The following is a 13,126-nucleotide window of genomic DNA, read 5'->3' as shown; positions in this document are numbered from 1 at the left end:
GTGAACGTGCGAAGAGAGTTATGTGTTCGGGCGCTACTTGGTACGTATGCCCGAAGAGATACTGTTCGAGTCGGAGAGCGTCCAGACCAGAGAAGCAGTCGCGCAGTACCTCCGGCGGGTCGCCGACAACCTCGACGCGGGTGGGGAGATCACCTTCAGCGCCGGAGACCAGTCGGTCACGATGGATCCGCCGGCCAGCGTCGAGTTCGAGGTCAAGGTCGAGAGGGAGGGACCGGCGGGTGCGGCCGGCGAGCTGAGCATCGAACTCGAACTGGAGTGGGACGAGAACGGAGGCGAGGGCGGCGACGGCCCGCTCGAGATCGAGTAGCGACCGCGACGGGCGGACGACCTGTCACGGAGGATCGGAGTGCGGCCGACGCCGGAGTCGCTCGTCGGCGCGCTCGAGTCCTCGCTGACGCGGGAGCACCCGGTCTCTCACTGGGAGAGAACCGGCTCGTGGCTACTTCTCGTCCGCCGACGTCTCTCAGTCCGGTGAGAGACCGTGTTCGCGACCATCTCGGACCGACTGATCCGCGGGAAGCCGACTGACGACGCAGTCGAGGAAGGGGACGCCAGTAGAGCGAGCGCTCGAGCACTGCGTCTCGACCACCAGCTCCCCGACTACCACGCCGTCGTCCGACGGCACCGCGTCGTCGACGCTCCCGTCGAGGAGACGTACGACGCCATGCTGTCGGTCGACCTCACCGACCTCGGTCCCCTCGTCGGAGCACTCGGCGCGCTGCGAGCGGTCCCGATCCGCGTCGGCGCGTGGTTCCGCGGTACCGCGGAGCCGGAGCCCGAGTCGATCAGCTTCGGCGACCTCCCGTCCCGCGGGGCGTGGGTTCGTCTCGACGCGGTCGACGGCGAGGAGTTCGTCTTCGGGGCCGTCGGCACGGTGTGGCGGCCGGACATCGAGTGGGTCGACCTCGACGCCGACGACTTCCGGGCGTTCGACCGGCCGGGGTACGCCAAGATCGCCGCCGGGTTCTCGTTCCGTCCGTACGGGCGCGGCCGGACGCTCGTCACGTACGAGGCACGGACGGCAGGGACCGACGCGACCGCCGAACGACGGTTCGGCCGGTACTGGCGGCTCGTCTGCCCGTTCGTCGGCTACATCCTCGGGCGGGTGCTGACGGCAATCGCGGTCGAGGCGGAACGGAACAGTCGCTCCGAGGCGGAACGGAACAGTCGCTCCGTGGCGTGAACGGAACGATCGATACGGTGCCGCGAGGGATCAGACCGCCAGGATGATTCCGGTCGCGAACATGAGCAGCGCGACGCCGCCGAGGACGATCGCGAGGAGGTCCTTGTCGGACATACCTGTTCGTTGGGAGGGCGGGAGTAAAGGTGGCTCGGTCCCCTCGCCAGCGTCGAGCCGACCGTGGCCCCTGCGCGGTCTCGATCATCCCGGCGCGTCGCCGTCGTCCCGACGGAGACAAAACCCAGACCGTTGATAATCCAGACCGTTGATGTGTCGGGAGGCCGTCGTCGTCGGTATGGTCCCTCTCTCCAGACGACAGCTCCTCCGGGCGGTCACGACGGCGGGCGCCGTGACGGTCGCCGGATGTAACGGGCGGGGCGGGAGGCAGTCGCCGACGCCGAGCCCGGAACCCGACGGCCGACCGACCGCCGACTACGACGCGCTGTCCGTGCGGAACCCCACGGGCGAGTCGTTCGTCAGGTACGGCGACTCCGGAGCGGAACGGCCGACCGACGACGAGCCACGGTCGAATGACCCCCCCAGTGAACCCTCGTACGTGGGCGAACTGCTCGCGACGGCCGCCGACGCCGAACGGATCGCGTTCACGGCGGACGTCGACGGCGTCGACGACGCACGGCGGTTCCTCGACGAGACCGACTTCGAGCGCGACGTCGTCTACGTTCACGAACGCCCGGTGTCCGAGTGTCGTGCGCTGGCGGTGAGCTACGTGACCACCGACGCCGACTCGTTCGACCTGGAGTTCTGTTCACCGCTTCGGCCCGCCGACGTCGCCTGCGAGGTCGACCGCCGGGACGTGGTCGTCGCGCTGGTGCGCTTCCCGCTGGCGACCGACGGGATCTCCAGCCACTCCATCGGCGGAGGCGGCGGCTGCGAACGACCGCCGCGAGAACGACGGGAGGGGCCGTCGTGACCGACGCCGACCCGACGCGCCGGGCGTTCCTGTTCGCCGCCGGGCTCGGTGTCGGTCTCCTCGGGATGGCGGGGCTCCGAGGGAGTGACTCCGGGGCTCCCGACGTCTCGTACGACGCCGACGCGCTCCAGCGGATCGTCGCGCTGGGGAGCCCGAGGACGCCACGGACGCTCCCTGTCGAGATCACGACCGCTCACCTCGAACGCCACCGCGACCGCGCCCGGTCGCTGCTGTCGTCGGCACCCGAGGATCCCGACATCCCGAACGAGGCCGTCGCGCGGGAGTACGCCGACCGCTACGAGCGCGCGGCCGACGCGCTCGCCCGGGCCGAGACGGCGCGGACGCCGTACGAGCGGATGGGCGACCTCCGCTCGGCGCGGTGGTTCGCGGCCGACGTCAGCGCCGTCTTCGCCGCCTACCGGGACGACCTGACGCGCGAGGCGGTGCTCGCCCGTCGGGAGCCGATCCGCGAGGAGCTAGCGGCGTTCCGCGACCGGTGGCGCTACGTCGGCGACGACCCCGTGGTCGCGGTTGTCGTCCACCGAGAGATCGAGTCGGAGGTCGGCTACGCCGAGAGCATGCTCGAACAGGCGGCCGAACGCCGCGGGGACGAGGGGAGCCGCGTCCTCCGTGTCGGCTCCGCGGCTGGCACCATCGAACTCGCCCGGACGGCAGTGGCGGACGCGACGTACCTGTACGACCGATTCGTCGGTGGAATAGACGACGCGGACGGCCGCGCACTGGGTGGCGCGTTCGACCGGACCGCCCGCGTGCTCCGGGCGAACGTCACCGAGCGGTGTCCCACGGTGGATGCCAGCGGACGCGAGGCGGGGTTCGACGCGACGTCCGTCGCCCGCCCACTGCTCGACGACGCGTTCTCCGCAGTCCAGTGGCGCTGTCGAAACCGTCTCGACGAGGTCCGCGAGCGGGAGGGCGTCGCCAGCGCGGTCCTCGCAGCCGGCGAGGCCGACCGCGACCTCCGGGCGCTCGACCGGGCACGGGAGGCCGTCGAGCGCGGGGCGTACGACGGGACGCCGTCGGTCGAGGTGGTCCGCCGCGAGAAACTCGCCGCGCTCGAGACGGTCGAGACGGCACGAAACGCGACGCCGTCGACGCTGGCGTCCCGGTTCGCGGCGGCGGCTGCACGGGAGGTCCGGTGGGGCGACGACGAACTCGGCCGGGTGGTCGACAGAGGGGCCGTCGACGCGTCCGACGTCGCGCGAACGGTCGCCAGCTACGCGTGGGGGCGGGTCCGGGCGGACGCGACGCCGGCGTCACTGTCCCGGGTGACAGGTGCGCTCGAGGCGGCCACGACCGTCGACGAACCGTGATCGGCATCGAGGGGCGGTCGACGTGAACAACCCTTAATCGGCGTCCCCCCCTACGACTACACATGGTACCGCCCCTCCCGCTCCAGCTCGAGTTTCTCGGTCCCGAGACGCTCCCTCTGCTGCTCGTCCTTGCGGGGCTCGGACTCTCCGTCGCGGAGGCGTTGGCCCCCGGTGCGCACTTCGTCGTACTCGGCGTCGCCCTCCTGCTCGCGGGCGTCGTCGGGCTGCTCATCGGCCCGCTCGCGTCGCCGCTCGTGCTGGGCGTGCTCGTGTTGCTCTTCGGCGCGCTCTCGCTGTACGGCTACCGCGAGTTCGACCTCTACGGCGGCAAGGGAACGGCACGAACGAGCGATTCGGACGCCCTCACGGGGACGTTCGGTCGCGTCACCGAACGCGTCACGCCGACCGACGGCGAGATCAAGCTCGACGGCGGCGGCTTCAACCCCTACTACTCCGCCCGGTCGATGGACGGCGAGATCGAGGCCGGGACCGAGGTGATGGTGATCGATCCCGGTGGCGGCAACGTCGTCACGGTCGCGCCCGTCGCCGAGTACGAGGACGAGATCGACCGCGAGCTTGCCCGAGGGCGGCGAGAAGCGGCGGCCGAAGCGATCGAGGCTCGCGACGAAGACGACGTGGACGCCACGGACGCCGCGGTCGACGCATCCGATCACGATCACGACCGCCACCGTGACCGCGAAACCGAGACGGAGTGAGCGGGGACGTGCGGTGGGCCGTGAGCGAGGACGGAGACTCCGCGCGGCGACAGTCCACCGACGGCCGAGGCGAACGACGGACTACGACGAGTCGGGGGCGTACTCGTCGTGGATACGGTCCATCCGCGCGGCCATCACGAAGTCCGTCTTGTGGAGGCCGTCGATCTTGTGGGTCCACATTTCGACGCGAACCTCGCCCCACGCGAGGTGGATGTCCGGGTGGTGCCACTCCTCCTCGGCGAGTTCGCCGATCTCGTACGTGAACTCCAAGGCGTCGCGGAAGTCGTCGAACGCGTAGGTGCCCTCGAGGTGGTGCTCCTCGACGACCGCCCAGACGGCGTCGTCGAGTTCGGCGAAGTATTCGCCGTACTCCGCCGCGGTCAGCGGTTCGTCCTCCGAGGTGCACGCTTCACAGGGTTCGTCGGCGAGCTGTGTCGACATAGGTCCGAGTACGTGTGCCTCGCTTGTAATGTCGCCGGTTGCGACGCGTGCGGAACGACGGGGAGAGACGCCGGGGCCGGCTACCTGATCTCGACGACCTCGACGTCGAAGAGGAGCGTCTTGCCCGCGAACTCGTGGTTGAAGTCGATCTCGACGCCGTCGTCGGTGATCGCGGTGACGTCGCCGTGCAGGCCGTTCTCGGCGTGGACGTGCAGACCGATCTCGGGTGGCTGGCCGACCATCGCCTCGAACGACTCCGGATCGTACTCCCGCACCCGGTCGGGATCGAACGGGCCGTACCCCTTCTCCGGTGGGACCTCGATCGTCGCCTCCGCGCCGACGGCCAGCCCGACGACCCCCTCGTCGAGCCCCTCGATGACCTGCTCCGCACCGACCGTGAACGTCAGCGGGCCGTAGTCGCTCGGCTCGCGTCCCTGTGCCTCCGCGAGTCCCTCGGTTTCGGCGACCTCGTAGCGCGACGTGTCGAAGACGCCGCCGCTCTCGAAACGGCCGACGTAGTCGACGACGACGGTGTCACCCGGTTCGGCGGTGTCGGTCATGGGCCGACGTGCGGAGACGAGCGGGATAAATCACGTCATCCACGTTCGCTGGGGGGTTGGAACGCCGAGGCGTCGCGGTGACCGTCGCAGGGGTATCCCGGTGGTCGGCGCGTCTCTCGGGCAGCTCCGGGTCGTCTCCGGGCCAAACGGGGTCGGATCCGGGCGAACCCTTTTGCCCGGACCGCCCCAAGCACGGGTATGGCCCTCGAAACACTCACACTGGTCCCCCTCCAGGCCGGTCTCGGGCTGGGAGCCGCCGCCATCGGTATCCTCGTCCTCGTGCTGGCGATCGTCACCGTGTGGTCGATGGTCGAGATCGTCGACGCCTACGAGAAGAAGGCGCTCACGGTGTTCGGCGAGTACCGAAAGCTGCTCGAACCGGGCATCAACTTCATCCCGCCGTTCGTCTCGCGGACGTACGCGTTCGACATGCGGACGCAGACGCTCGACGTCCCGCGGCAGGAAGCCATCACGCGCGACAACTCGCCCGTGACGGCGGACGCCGTCGTCTACATCAAGGTGATGGACGCCAAGAAGGCCTTCCTGGAAGTCGACGACTACAAGAAGGCCGTCTCGAACCTCGCCCAGACCACGCTCAGGGCGGTGCTGGGCGACATGGAACTCGACGACACGCTGAACAAGCGCCAGGAGATCAACGCGAGAATCCGAAAAGAGCTCGACGAACCCACCGACGAGTGGGGTGTGCGGGTCGAGTCGGTCGAGGTTCGGGAAGTGAACCCGAGCCCCGACGTCCAGCAGGCGATGGAGCAGCAGACCTCCGCCGAGCGTCGTCGCCGTGCCATGATCCTCGAGGCGCAGGGTGAACGTCGCTCCGCCGTCGAGACCGCCGAGGGTGAGAAGCAGTCGAACATCATCCGCGCACAGGGGAAGAAGCAGTCGCAGATCCTCGAAGCGCAAGGTGACGCCATCTCGACGGTCCTGCGAGCGAAGTCCGCGGAGTCGATGGGCGAGCGCGCCATCATCGACAAGGGGATGGAGACGCTGGAGCGGATCGGCGAGGGCGAGTCGACGACGTTCGTCCTCCCGCAGGAGCTCTCCTCGTTGCTGGGGCGGTACGGCAAACAGCTGACGGGCAGCGACGTGCAGGAACAGGCCGGCCTCGACAGCCTCGACTTCGACGAGGAGACCAGAGCGATGCTCGGCCTCGACGACATCGACGAGATCCTCGGACAGATCGACGAGGCCGCCGAGATGGACGTCGAGCAGATGGAGAAGGAGGCCGAGGCGATCAAGGCCGGCAACGTCGACGCCGACATCAAGAGCGCCGACGAGGTCGTCGCCGAGGCCGACTCGGCGATGGAAGAGGAAGAGGAGGTCGTCACGGAGGTCGACACCGACGGTGGCGCGCCGTCGGACGCCGTCGACGACGACGCGGACGACGAGGAGATGGAGTTCGACACGAACCTCGAGTCCTGATCCGACGCGAAGCGACCGGGCTCGAACCTGACGGCAGAATCTCACGGTTGAGACCCGAGCCCGAAGGCTTTTCACTGGATAATCGCCTACCTACAGCCGAATAATGGCCGATCAGCCGGACGTCGACGAGGAGAAGCGGGCGACGCTCCGTCGGTTCGCTACCCTCGGCGCGGCGACGCCACTCGTCGGTCTCGGCGGTCGGAAAGCGGAGTCTACCGACGACACGAGCGAGGTACGGACGGCTATCCGTGGCTACCTCGCGACGACGCCCGGGGCACACTTCTCGAAGGTTCGCGACGACCTCAAGCTCGGAACGGGCGAGACGCAGCACCACCTCGGGCGGCTGCTCGACGCCGGTGCCGTTGAGACGCGGAAAGACGGCGACTACCGCCGCTACTTCGCGGCGGGACAGTTCTCCGACTTCGAGCAGGTCGCGCTCGGCTACCTCCGCCGTGAGACCGCCCGCGGCCTCCTCATCGCGCTCCTCGCCGAGCCCGACGCGACGGGGAGCGAGATCGCCAGGTCGCTCGACGTCTCGCGGGCCACGGTCAGCACCACCGCCAAGGAGCTCGACGCGGCGGGACTCCTCTCGCGCGCCGACGGCTACGAGGTCCGCAACCCGGAGACGGTGCTGACGCTGCTGGTCCGGTTCGCCGACTCGTTCGGCTCCGACGCCGTCGCGTTCGCGGCCGACGCCGCCGACCTCATCCGGTTCGATCCCCGACAGTGAACGCCCGGAAAGAGTGACGAACGGCGACGGTCGCCGGAGAGCCGTTCGTGACGCGCCCGGACCGCGAGGTGTGGATGGCATCCGTTCGGCCCGCACGAGGACGGGAGGTCCCGGAGCCGGGTCGGGCGTGGCTGGACGAGAACGAGCCGAGCGGTGCAGAACACGACCGGACGGCACGGAACCGACCGGATCGAACTGACAGCGATACCACGAACGGACGGCAGAGGAGAGAGACGGAGCTCGCAGGCCGTCCAGCAGTGTACGGTGACGCACGACGCGCTCCCCCGTGTGGGTGGACCGAGCACGCAGCGGGGGCCTCGGGGACCGGGACCGTGGTCGACGTTCCGCGGGCAGACGATCCTATCGGGTGACTTTCCAGGTCGTCCCGGAGGAGTAGCCCCACTTCTCGACCGTGACGTCGAAGTCGCCGTCGAGGATCGCCCGCATGTTCGCACCGACCTCCTTCGCCGAGAGCCCGAGGTCCTGGGCGATGAGTCGCGACTTGAAGTAGGTCCGCTCGCTCGCCTCGGTCCGGAGGTACTGGAGGATGCGCCGCTGTTTCGCCGAGAGGTCGGTCGTGGTCTGGGTCGTCGTGCTCATACATACGTCGAAGGGGGCGTCCGTCATAGTGGATTTGGTACACGTGCTTAACACGTCGCAGTCGGGCGATTCTGTACGTAGAACGGCGGCTCGGTCGGCGATCTCGAAGCTGCGTGGGTACGGTGGGCTAACTCACCGTCGTCGCCGAGAGTTCAGGAGGGTGACCGGTCCAGCCGGCGGGTCGACGAATCGACGACTGGGGAGAGCGTCGGTTCGCCGGGGCGTTCGAGGGTATCCGAGTCAGAAAGTTCTTAGCCGCGGGGCGGCGACTGAGGACGAATGGGACGCGCCGCGTCGATAGAGGTGAGCGTCGTCCTCCCGGCGTACAACGAGGAGGACACCATCGGGCAGACGGTCGAGGCGACGCTCGACGCCCTCGACGGCTTCCTCGACGGCGGATACGAGGTCCTCGTCGCCGAGGACGGCTGCGACGACCGGACGCCGGAGATCGCCGCCCGACTCGCCGCGACCGACCCCCGGGTTCGTCACGTCCACAGCGACCGCCGTCTCGGTCGGGGTGGGGCGCTCGAACACGCCTTTCGGGTCGCCGACGGCGACGTTCTCGTCTACTTCGACACCGACCTGGCGACGGATCTGAAACACCTCGAAGAGCTGGTCGAGCGGGTCCGCTCCGGCGAGTACGACGTCGCCACGGGGTCGCGGTGGCTCCCCGGACAGGTCGCCGACCGACCGGCGAGGCGGGAGATCCCCTCCTGGGGGTACAACGAACTCGTCCGGCTCGTCCTGCGGTCGGAGCTGCGCGACCACCAGTGTGGCTTCAAGGCGTTCAGTCGGGAGGCGTTCGAACACCTCTCCGGAACGGTCGAGGACGACCACTGGTTCTGGGACACGGAGATGCTCGTCCGCGCCCAGCGCGAGGGCTTTCGCGTCGCGGAGTTCCCCGTCGAGTGGACACCGAAGGGGGACACGAAGGTCGATCTCGTCCGCGACGTGTTCGGGATGGGGTCGCAGATCCTCCGGACGTGGTGGCAGCTCTCGGTGCGACCGCGTGTCACCCGCCGGGTGACGCTCACCGCTGGCGGTCTCCTGACCGTGCTGGCGCTCGCCCTGATGACACAGTACATCGACTTCGGTGCCGTCGTCGACGAGATGCGACAGGCCGATCCAGTGCTCGTCCTCGTCGCGACTCTCGTCTACGTGCTCTCGTGGCCGCTCCGGGGCGCGCGCTACCGCGACATCCTCGCCGAACAGGGGTACGAGACGGACGTCGGCTTCCTCACGGGAGCGATCTTCATCTCGCAGACGGGGAACCTCGTCTTCCCCGCCCGCGCCGGCGACGCCGTGCGGGCGTACGTCGTCAAGATGCGCCGGGGGATCCCCTACCCGTCGGGGTTCGCCTCGCTGGCCGTCGAACGGGTGTTCGATCTGCTGACGATCACCGCCCTCGCGGGCGTCGTCCTCATCGGCTACACGGTAACGGGACAGACCGCGGAGCTCGCACGGACGGTGACGGGGGCGGAGGGTGCCGGACGCGTGGCGGTCTCCGTGGCCTCGTTCGTCGGGGTAGCGGCCATCGTCGCCGTCGTGGCCATCGTCGCCTCGGCCCGTGCGGGGACGAACTTCGTCCGCCGGGCGGTCCACCGCGTCTCGACCGACTCGTACGCCGACTACGTCGCCGACGTCATCGAGCGGTTCGTCGGCGACGTCCAGCGGGTCGCCGGGACGCGCGCGGGCTTCGGTCGCGTCGGGCTCTCGAGCGTGCTCATCTGGACGCTCGACGTCGTCACGGCCGTGCTGGTCCTGCAGGCGTTCGGCCCCGGCCTCGACCTCGTGACGCTCGTCTCGGTCGGCTTCTTCGCCGTCAGCGTCGGCAACCTCGCGAAAGTCCTCCCGCTCTCGCCGGGCGGCGTCGGCCTCTACGAGGGGGCGTTCACCCTCCTCGCCGTCGGGTTGACGGGGATCTCGTTCCCGCTCGCGCTCGGCGCGGCCGTCCTCGATCACGCCGTCAAGAACCTCGTCACCGTCGCCGGTGGTGTCGCGTCGATGCTCGCGCTGAACGTCTCGCTGACGACCGCCGTGGACGAGGGACCGGGTGGCAGCGACGTCGAGGCCGACGTGCTGCAGGACGACGACTGAGTCGGCGTCGCGACCGAACGAACGGTCAGGACGACAGCACCCGCCTCGGAGCCCGCAGCTTGGTCGGTCGACCGGTGGACGAACCCACGGACTCGACTAGTAGTGATCGCTCAGGAACGGCCCGGCGGCGGCCGCCACCGCCGCTTCGAGCGCGTCGGTTCGGGTGAGGCGGCCGGCGGTGAACGCGCCGGCCGCACCCTGTTTCTTCGCGACGTTGTCCGTGCCGAGCACGTCGTCCATCACGGGGCCGAGTTCCTCCCCGGCACGGATGCGAGTCGCGATCGAGTCGGGGAGCGGGAGCGTGGGGCCGCCGCCGTGCGACAGCTGGTCGCCGTCGGTGACGGCCGCCCACATCACGAGCGCGCGGTCCGCCCCGACGACCCGTTCGGGTCGCGGACTGTCGTCTCCTCTCGACGGGGCCGCGACCGCCGGCATCCCCGCGACGCCACCCTCGATTCCCACGGCCAGGTCGGCGTCCGACCGCGCGTGCGCACGCCGCGCCCGATTCGTCGCCCCGCGGAGCGTCTCCGCGAGGCCCGTGGGCTGTTCGCTCACGCCCGACCCGACCGGGAGCGACTCGACCGTCGCGTCGGGGAAGACCCGTGCGGTGGCGGCGCGTTTCACGGGGTTGCCACTGCCGACAGCGAGCTGCATGACGGCAGGCTCGACTCGCCCGCTGAAGACCGTTTCCCTCTCGCGTCGGTCGGACGCGATCCTCGCGTCACCGGACAGTACATAAGTGTATGGTAACACGTGTCGTGAACGGCTGAATGGAGCCGAGTGACGGCTTATTTCGAGCATTCATCGAAATGTTTATATAATACCGCTCCATCGGATAGACAACAGACTGCTCCGGCCTTTTCGCAGCCGTCACAGTTGCCGGGAGCACCTGCGGTCGTATCCATCATCATGAGCGAGAACGCGTACACACGAGCACGATCGAAGCGAACACCGCGCGAGAAGCGAGACGAACGGACGGACGAGAGCGAGACGACCGGCGACGCGCTCACGTGCCCCGAGTGCGCGGGCAACGTCGTCACGGACGACGAACACGGCGAGACCGTCTGCGAGGAGTGTGGACTGGTCATCACCGCCGACTCCGTGGATCGGGGGCCGGAGTGGCGAGCATTCGACTCCCGTGAGAAGGATCAGAAGTCCCGCGTCGGCGCACCCACGACGAACACGATGCACGACAAGGGGCTGTCGACGAACATCGACTGGCGCGACAAGGACGCCTACGGCAACTCGCTGGGGACGCGCCAGCGCCAGAAGATGCAGCGGCTGCGCAAGTGGAACGAGCGCTTCCGGACCAGGGACTCGAAAGAGCGCAACCTCAAGCAGGCACTCGGCGAGATCGACCGCATGGCGTCGGCGCTGGGCCTCCCGGACAACGTCCGTGAGACCGCTTCAGTCATCTACCGCCGCGCGCTGAGCGAGGACCTGCTGCCCGGGCGCTCGATCGAGGGTGTCTCGACGGCGTGTACGTACGCCGCCGCCCGGATGGCCGGCGTCCCCCGGTCGCTCGACGAAATCAGCGAGGTCTCCCGCGTCGAGAAGAGCGAGGTCGCCCGCACCTACCGCTACGTCTCCCGGGAGCTCTCCCTCGAAGTGAAGCCCGCCGACCCCGAACAGTACGTCCCGCGTTTCGCTTCCGAACTCGAACTCTCCGACGAGTCGAAGATGCGCGCCCGCCAGCTGCTCCAGAACGCCAAGGAGCAGGGCGTCCACTCGGGCAAGTCCCCGGTCGGCCTCGCCGCCGCCGCGGTGTACGCCGCCTCCCTGCTCACGAACGAGAAGACGACCCAGGCCGCCGTGAGCGAGGTCGCGGACATCTCCGAAGTGACGATCCGCAACCGCTACCACGAACTGCTCGAGGCCGAAGAACAGCTGCTCGTCTGACCGCGGGGCGAGGCAGCGGCTCCCCTCGCCGTCGACGGTGTCGCCGCCGAGCGGCTCAGCCCCGGGCGCACGCGGGTGAGACGACGGCTCCCTGATCCCGGGCTGTCCTCGTCGGACCCAAACGCATACTAGTGGGGCCGTCGACTCTCGACCGATGCGAACCGCGCACGACCTCCGGGTCGGAGACAGCACGACGTCGACGGTCGACGAGCGCGTCGATCTGGTCGTCACCTCCCCGCCGTACCCGATGATCGAGATGTGGGACGCGCAGTTCGCGTCCCAGTCGCCCGCGGTGGCGACGGCGCTCGAGGAGGGACGCGGCGACGACGCGTTCGCGGCGATGCACGCGCTCCTCGACGAGGTGTGGGACGAGGTGGTGCGACTCCTCCGCCCGGGCGGGATCGCCTGCGTGAACGTCGGCGACGCCACCCGCTCGATCGGCGGGGAGTTCCAGTGTTTCCCCAACCACGCACGCGTGACGAGCGCGCTCACCGAGCGCGGGCTGACGCCGCTGCCGAACGTGCTCTGGCGGAAGCCGACGAACCGGCTGACCAAGTTCATGGGGTCGGGGACGCTCCCGACGAACGCCTACGTCACGCTCGAACACGAGTACGTCCTCGTCTTCCGGAAGGGGCCCCCCCGGGAGTTCCCACCGGGCGACGAGACGCGGTACGAGAGCGCCTTCTTCTGGGAGGAACGGAACCGGTGGTTCTCGGACCTCTGGGAACTCCCCGGAACGGGACAGGCCCGGACGGGCGACGGGCGCGAGCGCGCCGGTGCGTATCCGGTCGAGCTGCCGCTCCGGTTGATCCGGATGTACTCGACGTACGGTGACCGCGTCTACGACCCGTTCCTCGGTACGGGGACGACGACGCTCGCGGCGATGCTCGCCGGCCGTCACTCGATCGGACGGGAGCTCGATCCACCCCTCCTCGCGGGGTTCGAAGACCGGATCGCGGAGCTGCCGGCACGCTCGCGCGAGCGGGTCGACGACCGTCTCGACCGTCACCGGGCGTTCGTCCACGAGCGCGACGAGCCGCCGGCGTACGACGCGGTCCACTACGACGTGCCCGTCGTGACGAGACAGGAGCGACAGATCCGGCTCTACGTCGTCACGGGCGTCGAGCGCGTGGAGGACGAGCGGCGGTACGTCGTCTCGTACGACCCGCGGTAGCCACGCGAG

Annotated in this window: 14 protein-coding genes; 10 read left to right on the top strand and 4 right to left on the bottom strand. The window is 69.2% G+C overall.

From position 1 onward, the window contains the following. Window positions 1-46 precede the first annotated feature (46 nt). The 5 genes from FZP69_RS07185 (at window position 47) to FZP69_RS07165 (ending at window position 4,179) form a co-directional block, all read left to right on the top strand. Window positions 47-328 carry an amphi-Trp domain-containing protein gene (locus FZP69_RS07185; protein ID WP_152040649.1) on the top strand — a complete coding sequence of 94 codons (282 nt, stop codon included), beginning with the start codon at window positions 47-49 and terminating at the stop codon, window positions 326-328. A gap of 174 nt (window positions 329-502) precedes the next feature. Next, a complete protein-coding gene (locus FZP69_RS07180) occupies window positions 503-1,204 on the top strand; it encodes a hypothetical protein (protein ID WP_204959924.1) in 702 nt (233 codons plus the stop codon). Window positions 1,205-1,496: 292 nt separating this feature from the next. Next, window positions 1,497-2,132 (top strand): hypothetical protein, encoded by a 636-nt coding sequence (locus tag FZP69_RS07175; protein WP_152040648.1) that lies wholly within the window; start codon window positions 1,497-1,499, stop codon window positions 2,130-2,132. Further along, window positions 2,129-3,463 (top strand): hypothetical protein, encoded by a 1,335-nt coding sequence (locus FZP69_RS07170; protein ID WP_152040647.1) that lies wholly within the window; start codon window positions 2,129-2,131, stop codon window positions 3,461-3,463. The genes FZP69_RS07175 and FZP69_RS07170 overlap by 4 nt, the downstream gene beginning before the upstream one ends. Before the next feature lie 62 nt (window positions 3,464-3,525). Beyond that, window positions 3,526-4,179 (top strand): NfeD family protein, encoded by a 654-nt coding sequence (locus tag FZP69_RS07165; RefSeq protein ID WP_152040646.1) that lies wholly within the window; start codon window positions 3,526-3,528, stop codon window positions 4,177-4,179. 81 nt (window positions 4,180-4,260) lie between these two features. Here FZP69_RS07165 and FZP69_RS07160 read toward each other — a convergent pair whose 3' ends face one another. Together FZP69_RS07160 and FZP69_RS07155 are read right to left on the bottom strand one after the other, a co-directional pair. Beyond that, the gene (locus FZP69_RS07160) at window positions 4,261-4,620 is read right to left on the bottom strand and encodes a 4a-hydroxytetrahydrobiopterin dehydratase (protein WP_152040645.1); all 360 of its coding nucleotides are present in this window, start codon (window positions 4,618-4,620) and stop codon (window positions 4,261-4,263) included. Between the two features lie 80 nt (window positions 4,621-4,700). Continuing rightward, complete coding sequence (locus FZP69_RS07155) at window positions 4,701-5,180, bottom strand: FKBP-type peptidyl-prolyl cis-trans isomerase (RefSeq protein WP_152040644.1); 480 nt, start codon at window positions 5,178-5,180, stop codon at window positions 4,701-4,703. Between the two features lie 198 nt (window positions 5,181-5,378). Here FZP69_RS07155 and FZP69_RS07150 point away from each other — a divergent pair, with 198 nt between their 5' ends. Together FZP69_RS07150 and FZP69_RS07145 are read left to right on the top strand one after the other, a co-directional pair. Then, a complete protein-coding gene (locus tag FZP69_RS07150) occupies window positions 5,379-6,617 on the top strand; it encodes an SPFH domain-containing protein (RefSeq protein ID WP_152040643.1) in 1,239 nt (412 codons plus the stop codon). Window positions 6,618-6,720: 103 nt separating this feature from the next. Further along, window positions 6,721-7,347: a winged helix-turn-helix transcriptional regulator gene (locus tag FZP69_RS07145; protein WP_152040642.1), complete on the top strand. Its 627-nt coding sequence runs from the start codon at window positions 6,721-6,723 to the stop codon at window positions 7,345-7,347. Window positions 7,348-7,707: 360 nt separating this feature from the next. Here the strand turns inward: FZP69_RS07145 and FZP69_RS07140 are convergent, their stop codons facing one another. Next, window positions 7,708-7,947 (bottom strand): DUF7123 family protein, encoded by a 240-nt coding sequence (locus FZP69_RS07140; RefSeq protein WP_152040641.1) that lies wholly within the window; start codon window positions 7,945-7,947, stop codon window positions 7,708-7,710. A gap of 279 nt (window positions 7,948-8,226) precedes the next feature. On the opposite strand from FZP69_RS07140, the gene FZP69_RS07135 reads away from it, so the two are divergent. After that, on the top strand, window positions 8,227-10,044 hold the full coding sequence (locus FZP69_RS07135; protein WP_152040640.1) for a flippase-like domain-containing protein: 1,818 nt from the start codon (window positions 8,227-8,229) through the stop codon (window positions 10,042-10,044). 96 nt (window positions 10,045-10,140) lie between these two features. On the opposite strand, the gene yjjX is transcribed toward FZP69_RS07135, so the two are convergent. Continuing rightward, a complete protein-coding gene (gene yjjX, locus FZP69_RS07130; protein ID WP_152040639.1) occupies window positions 10,141-10,698 on the bottom strand; it encodes an inosine/xanthosine triphosphatase in 558 nt (185 codons plus the stop codon). Window positions 10,699-10,953: 255 nt separating this feature from the next. Between yjjX and FZP69_RS07125 the strand changes: the two genes are divergently transcribed. Together FZP69_RS07125 and FZP69_RS07120 are read left to right on the top strand one after the other, a co-directional pair. Further along, the gene (locus FZP69_RS07125) at window positions 10,954-11,943 is read left to right on the top strand and encodes a transcription initiation factor IIB (RefSeq protein WP_152040638.1); all 990 of its coding nucleotides are present in this window, start codon (window positions 10,954-10,956) and stop codon (window positions 11,941-11,943) included. A gap of 154 nt (window positions 11,944-12,097) precedes the next feature. Beyond that, a complete protein-coding gene (locus tag FZP69_RS07120) occupies window positions 12,098-13,117 on the top strand; it encodes a DNA-methyltransferase (protein ID WP_152040637.1) in 1,020 nt (339 codons plus the stop codon). Window positions 13,118-13,126 lie beyond the last annotated feature (9 nt).

The sequence above is a fragment of the Salinigranum salinum genome, from assembly GCF_009176545.1.
Taxonomy (GTDB): Archaea; Halobacteriota; Halobacteria; order Halobacteriales; family Haloferacaceae; genus Salinigranum; species Salinigranum salinum.
The sequence above is the reverse complement of the archived record's forward strand: the minus strand, read 5'-3'. Positions and strand labels throughout refer to the sequence as shown.

What these genes read in the sequence shown, in the direction of transcription:
- FZP69_RS07185 (WP_152040649.1), top strand. Translation starts at nt 47, where the DNA reads ATGCCCGAAGAGATACTGTTCGAGTCGGAGAGCGTCCAGACCAGAGAA.
- FZP69_RS07175 (WP_152040648.1), top strand. Translation starts at nt 1,497, where the DNA reads ATGGTCCCTCTCTCCAGACGACAGCTCCTCCGGGCGGTCACGACGGCG.
- FZP69_RS07145 (WP_152040642.1), top strand. Translation starts at nt 6,721, where the DNA reads ATGGCCGATCAGCCGGACGTCGACGAGGAGAAGCGGGCGACGCTCCGT.
- FZP69_RS07135 (WP_152040640.1), top strand. Translation starts at nt 8,227, where the DNA reads ATGGGACGCGCCGCGTCGATAGAGGTGAGCGTCGTCCTCCCGGCGTAC.
- FZP69_RS07165 (WP_152040646.1), top strand. Translation starts at nt 3,526, where the DNA reads ATGGTACCGCCCCTCCCGCTCCAGCTCGAGTTTCTCGGTCCCGAGACG.
- FZP69_RS07120 (WP_152040637.1), top strand. Translation starts at nt 12,098, where the DNA reads ATGCGAACCGCGCACGACCTCCGGGTCGGAGACAGCACGACGTCGACG.
- yjjX (WP_152040639.1), bottom strand. Translation starts at nt 10,698, where the DNA reads ATGCAGCTCGCTGTCGGCAGTGGCAACCCCGTGAAACGCGCCGCCACC.
- FZP69_RS07155 (WP_152040644.1), bottom strand. Translation starts at nt 5,180, where the DNA reads ATGACCGACACCGCCGAACCGGGTGACACCGTCGTCGTCGACTACGTC.
- FZP69_RS07125 (WP_152040638.1), top strand. Translation starts at nt 10,954, where the DNA reads ATGAGCGAGAACGCGTACACACGAGCACGATCGAAGCGAACACCGCGC.
- FZP69_RS07150 (WP_152040643.1), top strand. Translation starts at nt 5,379, where the DNA reads ATGGCCCTCGAAACACTCACACTGGTCCCCCTCCAGGCCGGTCTCGGG.
- FZP69_RS07160 (WP_152040645.1), bottom strand. Translation starts at nt 4,620, where the DNA reads ATGTCGACACAGCTCGCCGACGAACCCTGTGAAGCGTGCACCTCGGAG.
- FZP69_RS07140 (WP_152040641.1), bottom strand. Translation starts at nt 7,947, where the DNA reads ATGAGCACGACGACCCAGACCACGACCGACCTCTCGGCGAAACAGCGG.